The organism is Sphingomonas sp. AC435 (assembly GCF_979253005.1).
The window spans coordinates 1-12,101 of sequence record NZ_CEEDCJ010000012.1 but is presented as its reverse complement, the minus strand read 5'-3'; the positions used below and the strand labels follow the sequence as shown (position 1 = coordinate 12,101).

Below are 12,101 nucleotides of genomic sequence, written 5' to 3'. Positions count from 1 at the left end.
ATACATGGCCACCAAGCAGATCACCGACGCCAGCTTCGACGCCGACGTCCTGAAGTCCGACAAGCCCGTCCTCGTCGATTTCTGGGCCGAGTGGTGCGGGCCGTGCAAGATGATCGGACCGTCGCTCGAAGAGATTTCCGAAGAGCTGGGCGAGCAGGTGACGATCGCCAAGCTGAACATCGACGACAACCCCGATGCACCCGGCCGTTATGGCGTGCGCGGCATTCCGACGATGATCCTGTTCAAGGCCGGTGCCCCGGCCGCGACCAAGGTCGGCGCGGAGCCGAAGGGCCGGATCAAGGCCTGGCTCGAAGGATCGCTATGATCCGCCGGGCGGTGGCGGCGTTACTGACGCTCGCTGCCGCCCCGGCCGCTGTGACGGCCCAAGAGGTGGCACTGGAGTGGACGAGCCCCGAGCACGTGGCCGCCGATGTCGCCGCCGCGACGAGGCGGTCGGATCGGGAGTCCGTGCAGTGGGGATCGTCCCGTCGCTTCCGCGGGTTATGGATCGCGGGCTTCGAAGCGTCCGAGTTCATCGAGGGGGCGGCTACGTTGGCGGACGCTCGACGTCGGTCGCCCACGAGAAGCGCGATCTGGTTCGAGTACGATGATCGCACCGAGGGGGCTGACAGGCTCAGCGCGGCTGCGAAAAGCTATGCTGGCCGGGTGATGCAGGTCGAATTCGAAGGTCGAATGACGGTCGGCCCGAGGATCGTTTCACGGGGTGCTCCGCCGCTCGGCTACGGGCATTTGGGCGGGTCCGCGAGAGAAGTCCTCGTGGACCGCGTGATCCATGTCCGCGACATCGGCGCATTACGGGATGAGCAATCTCGTTAGCGTCGGCAGTGCGCTACTCCATCGTCGCACACTACGTATCGTTCATCAGGACAGAAGCGCTCAACCTTCAGGTTGGTGAGCGGGCGGCCCTAGCAAGATCAGGTCAGTGGGATCATGACGTTCGCCGCGTAGCCGGGGCGGTCGCGCAGTTCCGCGTACCAGCGGGCCACGTTCGGCCGGTCGGGGCGGTCGATCGCCAGCGTGAACCAGGTGTGCGCGTAGACGCCCATCGGGATGTCGCCGATCCCGAACATTTCCCCCGACAGCCAGCGATGCTCCGCCAGATGGGCGTCGAGGATCGTCATCAGCTTCGCCGTGGCCTGCGCCGATCGCGCGACCGCGGCGGTGTCCTGATCCGCGGGCTCGCGGCGCACGAGGTTGAAGAACGCGTCGCGCTGGGCGTCGGCAAATCCGTTCTGCCATTCCACCCAACGGTCGCCGAACGCGCGGGTGGCGGCGTCGGCGGGGTACCAGCGTTCGCCACCGTGCTCTGCCGCGAGGTAGCGCAGGATCGCGTTCGACTCCCACAACACGAACCCGTCGTCCTCGATCGTCGGGATCAGCGCATTCGGGTTGAGCGTGCGGTAGGCGGCGTCCATGCCGAAGCGGCCGCCGACGTCATGCCGGACATAGGGGAGCGCCAGCTCCTCGGCGAGCCAGACGACCTTCTTGACGTTGTGCGAGTTGAGGCGCCCCCAGATCGTCAGCATCAGCTTCGGTAATCCGCGTTGATCGAGATGTAGCCGTGCGTCAGGTCGCAGGTCCAGACGGTGGCGCGACCCTCGCCGAGGTTCAGGTCGACGCCGATCTCGACCTCCTGCCCCTTCAGATGCGCGGCGACCGGTGCTTCGTCATAGCCCTCGACCGCCAGCCCGCTGCTGGCGACTTGCGTCGCGCCGAAGCGGATCGACAGGCTGTCGCGCTCCGCCGGCTCCCCGGCCTTGCCGACGGCCATGACGACGCGGCCCCAATTGGCGTCTTCGCCCGCGATGGCGGTCTTCACCAGCGGCGAGTTGGCGATGCTCATCGCGATGCGGTGCGCGCTGCGGTCGCTGTCCGCGCCGTCGACGTCGATGCGGATGAGCTTCGTCGCACCCTCGCCGTCGCGGACGACGAGGAGCGCCAGTTGGCGGCAGAGGTCGGCAAGGGCAGCGCGGAAAGCGTCCGCGCCGAGGCTGTCGTCGTCGGTGAGCGGGCGGTTGCCCGCTCGGCCCGTCGCGAAGGCGAGAACGGTGTCGCTGGTCGACGTATCCCCATCGACGGTGATGCAGGAGAAGCTCGGCGCATTGGCGGCGGTCAGGGCGCGTTGCAGGAAGGCGGGGTCGACCGCGGCGTCGGTGAAGACAAAGCCGAGCATCGTCGCCATGTCCGGCGCGATCATCCCCGATCCCTTGATGACGCCCACGAGGGTGACCGTGCGCCCGTCGACGACGGCAGTGGTGCTGGCACCCTTGGGGTAGGTGTCGGTGGTGCCGATCGTCTCCGCCATTTCGAGCCAGGCGCAGGGAGCGGCGGTGAAGGCGGCGTCGAGACCGGCTTCGGCCTTGTCGACGGGCAGCGGCACGCCGATGACGCCGGTCGAGGCGACGAACACGTCGGAGGGCTTGCAGGCGTGGGTAGCCGCGACGCGCGCGGCGATCGCCTCCACCGCCGCGCGGCCGCGGCTGCCCGTGAAGGCATTGGAATTGCCGGCGTTCACCACGAGCGCGCGGGCCGTACCCAGCGTGAGCGCGGCGCGGCACCACTCCACTTCGGGCGAGGGGCATCTGCTCTGGGTCAGGACTCCGGCGACGGTCGTACCCTCCGCCAGCGTCACGAAGGTCAGGTCGCACCGATCCCACGTCTTGTACCGCGCGCGGGCGACGCGGAGTTCGACGCCGGCGATCGGCGGCATGTCAGGGAAGGGGGTGGCGAGCGGGGAAGTCTGCATGCGCGTGCGATAGAGCGACGGGCGTCGCGGCGCCAGCCGCCGGTTCGACGGGTGCCGACGCTATGCTGACGGTGGACGTTTCGGTGCGTCACGCTTATGTCGGGCGGCGCATGAACCTGTTGCTGCTCCTGTCTGCACTGTTGTCCGCGCTGACCGGCGTCGGCGGCAGCGTGCGTTCGCCGGACGTGGCGCAGGCGGTGGCAGGCAGCGTGCGGGCTGTCGACGCCATCGCGGTGCGGCAGCGGGTGGCGACGAGTCGCCCCGCCCAAGCGCTGCCGGTGCTGACGATGGCCGCGGCGATGCCGCTGTCGATCGTGCTGCCGCTCGCCGTGCGCGAGCCATTGTGGACGGGCCGCCGGCGCGAATAGCCGCGGCGACCGTCTTCATCCCTTGTTTCAGCGCGGACCCTAAAGAGGGCGCCCGCGCCTTCTCGATATCAGGAATCCCGCCCATGTTCGGTGGCCTCGCCAAATCCATTTTCGGATCGTCAAACGATCGTTACATTAAGTCGCTTAACCCGCTTATCGCGAAGATCGCCTCGTTCGAATCGACGCTCCAGGCGCTCGACGATACCGGGCTTGCCGCGCAGACGGTGAAGTTCCGCGAGCAGTTGGCGAACGGTGCGAAGCTCGACGACCTGTTGCCGGAGGCGTTCGCGACGGTTCGCGAAGCGGCGCGACGCGTGCTGGGCCAGCGGCATTACGACGTGCAGATGATCGGCGGCATCGTTCTCCATCGCGGCGAGATCGCGGAGATGCGGACCGGCGAGGGCAAGACGCTGGTCGCGACGCTGGCGACATACCTGAACGCGCTGCCCGGCAAGGGCGTCCACGTCGTGACGGTGAACGATTACCTCGCCAGTCGCGACGCCGCCTGGATGGCGCAGGTCTATGGCTTCCTGGGCCTGACCACCGGCACGATTATCCCCAACCTGACCGACGAGCAGCGCCGCGCCGCCTATGCCGCTGACATCACCTACGGCACGAACAACGAGTTCGGCTTCGATTATCTGCGCGACAACATGAAGTACGATCGCGGTTCGATGGTGCAACGGCCGTTCAACTTTGCGATCGTCGACGAGGTCGATTCGATCCTGATCGACGAAGCGCGCACCCCGCTGATCATCTCCGGTCCCACCGACGACAAATCCGACCTGTATCTGAAGGTCGATGCGGTCGTGAAGCAGTTCGAACCGGAGAATTACGAGAAGGACGAGAAGCAGAAGTCGATCATCCTGACCGAAGACGGCACCGAGCGCGCCGAGCGGATGCTGGAGGCGGCCGGGCTGTTGCAGGGCGAGAACCTGTACGATTTCGAGAACACGCAGGTCGTGCATCACCTGAACCAGGCGCTGCGCGCGAACATGATGTTCAAGGCCGACACCGATTATATCGTCAAGGACGGCAAGGTCATCATCATCGATGAGTTCACCGGTCGCATGATGGACGGCCGGCGCTGGTCGGACGGACTGCATCAGGCGGTCGAGGCGAAGGAGGGCGTCGAGATCGAGCCCGAGAACCAGACGATGGCCTCGATCACGTTCCAGAACTATTTCCGTATGTACCCCAAGATCGGCGGTATGACGGGCACGGCGGCCACCGAGGCAGCCGAGTTCTACGACATCTACAAGATCAATGTCGTCTCGATCCCGACCAACGTCCCCGTCCAGCGGGTCGACGAGGAGGACGAGTTCTACAAGGATACGCAGGACAAGTTCCGGGCGATCGCCAAGAAGATCCGCGAGCATGCCGAGAAGGGCCAGCCCGTGCTGGTCGGCACCGTGTCGATCGAAAAGTCGGAGATGCTGTCCGAATTCCTGACCGAGGAAGGCGTCGATCACAAGGTCCTGAACGCCCGCTACCACGAGATGGAAGCGCACATCGTCGCTCAGGCCGGGCGCAAGTCCGCCGTGACGATCGCGACCAACATGGCGGGTCGCGGCACGGACATCCAGCTCGGCGGCAACCTCGAATTTCGGATGAACGACGAGCATCCCGAGTTCGACCCCGGCACCCCCGAGTACGAGGCGATCGCCGAGCGGGTCCGCGCCGAGATCGTCGCGGAGAAGGCGGCGGTGCTGTCGAACGGTGGGCTGTTCGTGCTCGGTACGGAGCGGCATGAGAGCCGGCGCATCGACAACCAGCTGCGCGGACGTTCGGGTCGCCAGGGCGACCCGGGGCTGTCGCGCTTCTATCTGTCGTTGGACGACGACCTGTTGCGCATCTTCGGACCCGACACGCTGTTCGCCCGGATGATGCGGTCGAACATGGAGGATGGCGAGGCGATCGGCAGCAAGTGGCTGACCAAGGCGATCGAAACCGCGCAGAAGAAGGTCGAGGCGCGCAACTACGACATCCGCAAGCAGGTCGTCGAATATGACGACGTGATGAACGACCAGCGCAAGGTCATCTACGAACAGCGCGCCGACATCATGGATGCCGATGCGGAAGCCGTGAACGACATGGTGTCCGACATGCGGGCGGAGACGGTGAACGTCGTCGTGAGCGACAGTTGTCCGCCCAATTCCTATCCCGAGCAGTGGGATGTCGAAGGCATGCGGACCAAGCTGTCCGAGCTGCTGGCGTTCGAGCCGCCGCTGGACGAGTGGTTGAAGGAAGAGGCGATCGATCCGGAGATCGTCGAGCACCGCGTGCAGGAAGCGGCCGATGCGGCGATCGCCGAGAAGGCTGCGCAACTCGATCCGGAGACGTGGACGCAGGTCGAGAAGTCGATCCTGCTCCAGAATCTGGATCACCACTGGAAGGAGCATCTGGCCACGCTCGATGCGCTGCGTCAGGTCGTCCACCTGCGGGCCTATGCTCAGAAGACGCCGATCAACGAGTATAAGCAGGAGGCGTTCTCGCTGTTCCAGCGGATGCTCGACACGATCCGCGAGGATGTGACGCGGACCGTCTCGCACGCCAATTTCCAGTTCCAGGCGGCGCCGTCGCTGGCCGATCTGCCGGACTTCATCACGACGCATTTCGACCCGTTCACCGGCGAGGACAATTCGGCGGATATCGACGGGGGCAGCCGTGGCTATGTCACGACGACGCTGCCGCCGCTCCAGATCGTGCGGCCGGAGGCGGCGGAGATCGGCGAGGACCCGGCGGAGTGGGAAGGCCGCGTCAGCCGCAACGCGCCGTGCCCGTGTGGGTCGGGGCAGAAGTACAAGCATTGCCACGGACAGGTCGCTGCAATGGGGTGAGGCGGTCGCTGCGCTGTCCCTTCGTCCGTGGAGGGCACGGCGGCGCCACTGACGCCAAACGAAAAGCCCCGCCGGATCGCTCCGGCGGGGCTTTTCTGTTTCCCGGTGCGTCGGATCAGCGGCGACGCTGGTCCGGCAGGATGACTGACGGGCCGATCGAATCGACGACGCGGCGAGCGTCGAAGGCGCGGATGTTGTCGCGAGGAATCGGACCCTTGCGCATCACGATCTCCGCGGTCGCTTCGTAGCGATCGATCGTGCGGACGTCGAAGTCGTTGCCCCACGGGCCACCACCGAAGCCGCCGCCCCACCAAGGGCTCCACCCGAAGCCGCCGCCGCCGAACCCGCGACCACGGACGCGCCAAGACGGACCCCAATAGCCGCCGAAGCCGCCATAGCCCCACGGACCGCCGACGCCCGGCGTCGAGAAGGTTCGCGACTGGAGGTTGGTGTCGCGGTCGGCCATGACGAAATAGTCGAAGCCCTGCTGCAACGTCAGTTCGGCGGAGCGGAAGAACAGATAGCGTTCGACCGTATCGCGCTCCGTCACGCTGTTGCCGGCGAAGCTGACCAGGAAGCGGTTCGGCTCGATCTGCCGATCGCTGTAGCCCTGGCGGTTGAAGCCCTGACCCGTCGCCGGACGGTATCGGGTTTCCGTCGCACACCCTGCGACGAGAAGGGTCGATGTGGCGAGAGCCGCCACCACGGCCTTGCGGCCGAACATTGTGGCCTTGCGGCCCGACAAAAATGCCATGTTCCACGTCTCCGTTCGCGGCCGATGCGGCGAACCGCCCGGTATTAGCCGTCGAAGGTGGAACGAGCGATGAACGGCTTGGCTCCCGTTCAGCGAACGATCATTCGCCGAGCATGTGGAGCGCCAGCGTGCGGCGGTGGGGGCGGCGCCTGTGCTCGAAGAGATAGATGCCCTGCCACGTGCCCAACGCCAACGCGCCGTCGATGACCGGGATACCCAGCTGCGTCTGCGTCAGCGCGCTGCGGAGGTGGGCGGGCATGTCGTCCGGCCCTTCGTCGTCATGCTCGTAGTCCGAGCTTTCGGGGGCGATTCGGGCGAAGTAGCGCTCGACGTCGCGGCGGGCGGCGGGGGCGGCATTCTCCTGGATCAGCAGCGACGCGGAGGTGTGGCGGCAGAATATCGTCAGCAGGCCAGTGTCGTAACCCTCGCCGTCGAGCCAGTTCGCGATCTGGCGCGTGACCTCGTGCATTCCCTGCCCCGGCGTGGCGATCGTCAGCATCGTGGTGGATTGGCGCATGGGGGGCATAACCGCCGGCTTCTCCGATCGCTCCCGCACGGCTAAGGCTTCGAGTACATGGACGACCACGACCACTCGCAGCACGACCATTCTTCGCACCGGCACGGTCATGGCCATTCGCACGGTCACGACCATTCGCACGGTCACGACCATTCGCACGGCGGGGGTCATTCTCACGGGGCAGGCCACGTCCACGGCGGCGGCAACAAGCAGGCGGTGCTGATCGGCTTCCTGCTGACGGCGGGCTTCATGATCGCCGAGGTGATCGGCGGCTACGTCTCCGGGTCGCTGGCGCTCATCGCGGATGCCGGCCACATGCTGACCGATGCCGCGGCGCTGGGGCTGGCGTGGCTGGGGTTCCGGATGGCGACGAAGCAGCCCGACGAGCGGCGGTCGTTCGGCTATGCCCGGTTCGAGGTGCTGGCGGGCTTCGTCAATGCACTGGCATTGTTCGGGGTGACGATCTGGATCGTGGTCGAGGCGGTGCAGCGGATCAACGATCCGCACCCGGTGCTGGCCGGGCCGATGCTGGCGATCGCGGTGCTGGGCCTGCTGGTCAATTGCCTCGTCTTTGCGATCCTGATGCGGGCCGACCGCGAGCATCTGAACATCCGCGCCGCCATCGTCCATGTCGCGGGCGACCTGCTCGGCTCCGTCGCGGCGATCGTCGCGGCGGGGGTGATCTGGGTCAGCGGCTGGACCCCGATCGACCCGATCCTGTCGGTGCTGGTGTCGCTTCTGATCCTGCGCAGCGCGTGGGCGCTGCTGACCTCGTCGTTGCACATCCTGCTGGAGGGGGTGCCGGAGGGGCTGGATGCAGCACGGCTGGAGGCGGACATTGCCGCGACCGTGCCCGGCGTCATCGGTGTCCACCACGTCCATCTGTGGTCGCTGAGTTCGGGCAAGACGCTGGCGACGCTGCATGTCGACATGGCGGAGGGCGGCGACCAGCCGGCGATCCTGCGACAGGTGAAGACGTTGCTGACGGACCGCTACGCGATCGGTCACACGACGATCCAGATCGAATCGGCCGGGGCGTGCGTCGACAAGTAATTCAAAGACTTGGCCGCGGAAGGTTAGGCTAAGGTTAGGCCAACGCGGTACGGTCGCGGTGGTCGTTCCGGCCCGTTCCGACGACCATCCTCATCGCAGATCCGGGCCGTGTAGGACAGGCCGTCAGCCCGAGACGAGCATCGCCAGCGCCATCGCGACCATCATCACATTTTCGGTCAGCGACACGAAGCCGAGCGGCACGTTGCTGCCGCCGCCGACGCAGGCGCATTTGAGGGAGCGACGCTCGACATAGACGGCCTTGTACACCGACACCGCGCCGATCGTGCCGATCACCAGCGCGACCGGGATCGACAGCCAGTGGAGCGCACCGGCGAACATCAGCACGCCCGCCATGAGTTCGGCATAGGGGTAGATATAGGCGTAGGGCACCCAGCGGCGCGCGAGCAGGTCATAGCCGAGGAACATAGACGAGAAGCTGTCGACGTCCTGCAACTTCAGCATCGCCAGCAGGCACATCGCCGCCGCGATGAACCGTCCGAGCGTTCCCCAGCCCAGCAGCGGCGCGGCGATCAGGTGGCTGGCGGCGAGCGCGAGCAATGCGGCGACTGCAAAAACGGCGATGACGGGCGTGTAGGTCGTCGCCTTCGGGTCGCGGACGTGCAGGCCGAAATGACGGCGAAGATCGTCGTTGCCGCCGATGCGCCGGCCGTCGATGAAGACTTGCGGTGTGGTCTTCACGCCGTGTTGGGCCTTGAACGCGTCCTGTTCGGCGCGGGTCGTCAGCCAATGGTCGTCGACTTCGTACCCCTTTCGCCTCAGCAGGTCGCGCGCCTTCAGGCCGAAGGGGCAGACATGGTCTGGCATGACCATGCGGTAGATCGTCGCATGCTTGCTCATCATCGAGACATTGGGGCGATCGACAAGCGATCAAGGGCTTGCCGCGGCGGTGAGGCGTTGTATCCGTACGAATATGATAATGACCCGTCGTTCCGCGCTTGGTGGCTTTGCTTTGGCCCTTGTCGGGAGCCTTGCCGTGCCGGCCTCCGCGCAGACGGCGCCGCCGTTGACGGTGTTCGCGGCGGCGTCGCTCACCGACGCGATGCAGGCGGTGGGCCGCGCCTATCAACGGCGTACGGGGCAGGCGGTGCGCTTTTCCTTCGCGGCGAGCGGGACGATCGCGCGGCAGATCGCGGCGGGCGCGCGGGCGGACATATTCGTGTCTGCGGACGAGCGTTGGATGGACGAACTGGCGCAAGGTGGTCGGCTGATGCCGGGTATGCGGCGCGACCTGCTCGGCGGACGGCTGGCGCTGATCGCCCCGCGGACGAGCCGGGTGCGACTGACGATCCGGCCGGGTTTCGCGATCGGCTCGGCGCTGGGTGACGGGCGGCTGGCGATCGGGCAGCCGGATGCAGTGCCAGCGGGGCGCTATGCGCAGGCGGCGCTGACCCGGCTGGGCGTGTGGGGTCAGGTGGCGGGGCGGCTTGCGCCGGCGGCGGACGTGCGCGCGGCGCTGTCCTATGTCGCGCGCGGCGAGGCGCCGCTGGGCGTGGTGTATGAAAGCGATGCGGCGGCGGAGCCGGGCGTGCGGGTGGTCGGGCTGTTTCCGGCGGCGAGCCATCCGGCGATCGTGTATCCGGCGGCGGTGGTGAAAGGGGCGGGGCCGGGGGCCGCTCGCTTCTGCCGGTATCTGGGTGGGGGCGAGGCGCAGGCCATTTTTCGCCGGTTCCGGTTTCGGGTGGTTTGAGAGTTTGGGGCGATGCTTGGCCTGCAACACTCAGGCGTTTGTCATGCCGGGCCTGTTCCGGCATCCACCGTTCGGCGCGATCATCTGCCGGCGGGCTTGCTGTGCCGTGGATGCCGGGGCGAGCCCGGCAGGGCGTTGGAGGCGTGATGCGGCAGGGTGGGGCGGTGGGGGTGATCGTCGGCGATCGATTCGATCGTTCTGCGTTTCCTTTAAAGGATCGTTGCGCAGTAGGTCTGATGCCTGTCGACAAGCCACCACCCCGGCGGAGGCCGGGGTCCAGTTGGGCCACGTTCTCGGTCGATTATGGCCGACGAGGCGACTGGACCCCGGCCTTCGCCGGGGTGGCAGAAGAGGGTTTTGCAACGATCCTCTTCAGGGGATCGCTGGATGAGGGTTCTCAACATGCGGCGGGCTTGCGGAAGCGCCCCATCCCCGGCTCCTCCCCTGAAGGGGAGGGGAGAGCGAGTTTGTCTTTGCGCCTCGACCTGTGCTCCCGCGCAGGCGGGAGCCTAGTGCTTTCCTCGGTAGCGACATCCTGTTTGTCCACTGGACTCCCGCTTTCGCGGGAGCACGGGAGGGCGGCCGATGGACCCTCGCCTTGGGAGCACGGGCGCGGGGCCGATGAGCCTAGGCGGAAGCACCGGAGCGAGCGCGCGCGTTGTTGACGGCGGCGGAATGGGAGGCGTTGCGCCTGACGCTGGTCGTGGCCGGTGAGGCAACCGTGTTCGGGATGATCGCGGCGGTGGGGTTCGCGTGGGTGCTGGCGCGGTACCGTTTTCCGGGGCGAGTGCTGCTGGATGCGGGGCTGCATGCGCCGTTGATCCTGCCGCCGGTCGTCGTCGGCTTCGTGCTGCTGGCGATCTTCGGGGTGCAGGGGCCGGTCGGGCGATGGCTGGACGCGTGGTTCGGGGTGCGGCTGGCGTTCACCAGCGCGGGTGCGGCACTGGCGGCGGGAGTCTGTGCGTTTCCGCTGATGTTGCGCAGCGTGCGGCTGGCGATCGAGGGGGTCGATCCGAAGCTGGAGGAGGCAGCGCGCAGTCTGGGCGCGGGGGCATGGGACCGGGCGGTTACGATCGTGCTGCCGCTGGCGTGGCCGGGGCTGGTCGCGGGCGCGGTCGTGGGATTTGCGGCGGCGTTGGGCGAGTTCGGTGCGGTCATCACCTTCGCCGCGAGCATTCCGGGCGAGACGCAAACGCTGCCGCTGGCGATCTATGCGGCGTTGCAGGTGCCGGGCGGCGAGGCGACGGCGGCGCGGCTGTCGGCGATTTCATTCGGGCTGGCGATCGCCGGACTGGTCGCGTCGGAGGCGTTGTTGCGGTTCGGGCGGCGGCGGGCGGGCGCATGAGGGTCGCGGCGCGGCAGCGGCTGGGCGCGTTCCGGCTCGACGTGACGTTCGAGGGGCCGGAGGACGGGGTGACGGTGCTGTTCGGCCCGTCCGGTGCCGGCAAGTCGGCGACGCTGGCGGTGGTGGCGGGGCTGACGCGGCCGGACGAGGGCGTCGTCGCGGTGGGCGAGCGGGTGCTGACCGATACCGCGGCGGGGGTGTTCGTGCCGGCGGAGCGACGGCGGATCGGGGTGGTGCATCAGGATGCGCGGCTGTTCCCGCATCTCTCGGTCGAGCGGAACCTGGCCTATGGGTGGAGCCGGGCCAAAGGCGAGCGGCGGATCGGGTGGGATGCGGTGGTCGACGTGCTGGCGATCCGGCCGCTGCTGGGGCGGTCGCCGCGCGATCTGTCGGGCGGCGAGCGTCAGCGGGTGGCGCTGGGCCGCGCGATGCTGAGCCAGCCGACGCTGTTGTTGCTGGACGAGCCGGTGTCCGCGCTGGACGCGGCGCGGCGCGGGGAGGTGCTGGGCTTCGTCGCGGAGCTGAAGCGGCGGTTTGCGATACCGATGCTGTATGTGACGCACAGCGCCGACGAGGCGCGGGCGGTGGGCGATCACCTCGTGCGGATCGAGGCTGGGCGGGTCGTCGGTGAGGGTGCGCCGGGGGTGATGTTGCCGGTGGACGATGTGGCGGGGGAGGTGGTCGCGCCGGGGCTGGTGCGGGTTGCCGAGGACTGGGCGGTGGGGCGGTCGGTGCGGGTTCGGTTGGAG

General features: G+C 67.5%; 13 protein-coding genes. 8 read left to right on the top strand and 5 right to left on the bottom strand.

Translation table 11 applies throughout. The features are described 5' to 3' along the window. Positions 1-4 precede the first annotated feature (4 nt). Together trxA and AC0CH8_RS17200 are read left to right on the top strand one after the other, a co-directional pair. Positions 5-325, top strand: a complete 321-nt coding sequence (trxA, locus tag AC0CH8_RS17205; protein WP_204198720.1) for a thioredoxin TrxA — start codon at positions 5-7, stop codon at positions 323-325. After that, positions 322-837 carry a hypothetical protein gene (locus AC0CH8_RS17200; protein WP_465240929.1) on the top strand — a complete coding sequence of 172 codons (516 nt, stop codon included), beginning with the start codon at positions 322-324 and terminating at the stop codon, positions 835-837. The genes trxA and AC0CH8_RS17200 overlap by 4 nt, the downstream gene beginning before the upstream one ends. Before the next feature lie 98 nt (positions 838-935). On the opposite strand, the gene AC0CH8_RS17195 is transcribed toward AC0CH8_RS17200, so the two are convergent. Next, on the bottom strand, positions 936-1,547 hold the full coding sequence (locus AC0CH8_RS17195) for a glutathione S-transferase family protein (RefSeq protein WP_465240928.1): 612 nt from the start codon (positions 1,545-1,547) through the stop codon (positions 936-938). Next, positions 1,547-2,767, bottom strand: coding sequence for a bifunctional glutamate N-acetyltransferase/amino-acid acetyltransferase ArgJ (gene argJ / locus AC0CH8_RS17190; protein ID WP_465240927.1), 1,221 nt, complete (start codon positions 2,765-2,767; stop codon positions 1,547-1,549). The genes AC0CH8_RS17195 and argJ overlap by 1 nt, the downstream gene beginning before the upstream one ends. A 62-nt stretch (positions 2,768-2,829) precedes the next feature. Here argJ and AC0CH8_RS17185 point away from each other — a divergent pair, with 62 nt between their 5' ends. Continuing rightward, entirely contained in the window at positions 2,830-3,135 is a 306-nt protein-coding gene (locus AC0CH8_RS17185) for a hypothetical protein (protein WP_465240926.1), read from the top strand. Positions 3,136-3,218: 83 nt separating this feature from the next. After that, positions 3,219-5,975: a preprotein translocase subunit SecA gene (secA, locus tag AC0CH8_RS17180; protein ID WP_465240925.1), complete on the top strand. Its 2,757-nt coding sequence runs from the start codon at positions 3,219-3,221 to the stop codon at positions 5,973-5,975. Positions 5,976-6,090: 115 nt separating this feature from the next. On the opposite strand, the gene AC0CH8_RS17175 is transcribed toward secA, so the two are convergent. Next, positions 6,091-6,729, bottom strand: a complete 639-nt coding sequence (locus AC0CH8_RS17175; RefSeq protein ID WP_204198726.1) for a CC0125/CC1285 family lipoprotein — start codon at positions 6,727-6,729, stop codon at positions 6,091-6,093. Between the two features lie 100 nt (positions 6,730-6,829). Then, positions 6,830-7,246: a secondary thiamine-phosphate synthase enzyme YjbQ gene (locus AC0CH8_RS17170; RefSeq protein ID WP_465240924.1), complete on the bottom strand. Its 417-nt coding sequence runs from the start codon at positions 7,244-7,246 to the stop codon at positions 6,830-6,832. 57 nt (positions 7,247-7,303) lie between these two features. Between AC0CH8_RS17170 and AC0CH8_RS17165 the strand changes: the two genes are divergently transcribed. After that, on the top strand, positions 7,304-8,299 hold the full coding sequence (locus tag AC0CH8_RS17165) for a cation diffusion facilitator family transporter (RefSeq protein ID WP_465240923.1): 996 nt from the start codon (positions 7,304-7,306) through the stop codon (positions 8,297-8,299). 123 nt (positions 8,300-8,422) lie between these two features. Here AC0CH8_RS17165 and AC0CH8_RS17160 read toward each other — a convergent pair whose 3' ends face one another. Then, positions 8,423-9,157 carry a MauE/DoxX family redox-associated membrane protein gene (locus AC0CH8_RS17160; RefSeq protein WP_465240970.1) on the bottom strand — a complete coding sequence of 245 codons (735 nt, stop codon included), beginning with the start codon at positions 9,155-9,157 and terminating at the stop codon, positions 8,423-8,425. A gap of 79 nt (positions 9,158-9,236) precedes the next feature. Between AC0CH8_RS17160 and modA the strand changes: the two genes are divergently transcribed. From modA to AC0CH8_RS17145, 3 genes are all read left to right on the top strand, one after another. After that, a complete protein-coding gene (gene modA, locus AC0CH8_RS17155; protein ID WP_465240922.1) occupies positions 9,237-10,007 on the top strand; it encodes a molybdate ABC transporter substrate-binding protein in 771 nt (256 codons plus the stop codon). 658 nt (positions 10,008-10,665) lie between these two features. Then, the gene (gene modB / locus AC0CH8_RS17150) at positions 10,666-11,352 is read left to right on the top strand and encodes a molybdate ABC transporter permease subunit (RefSeq protein WP_465240921.1); all 687 of its coding nucleotides are present in this window, start codon (positions 10,666-10,668) and stop codon (positions 11,350-11,352) included. Beyond that, positions 11,349-12,101 (top strand): ATP-binding cassette domain-containing protein (locus AC0CH8_RS17145; protein WP_465240920.1); only part of this gene is annotated, 753 nt, incomplete at its 3' end. The genes modB and AC0CH8_RS17145, both read left to right, overlap by 4 nt.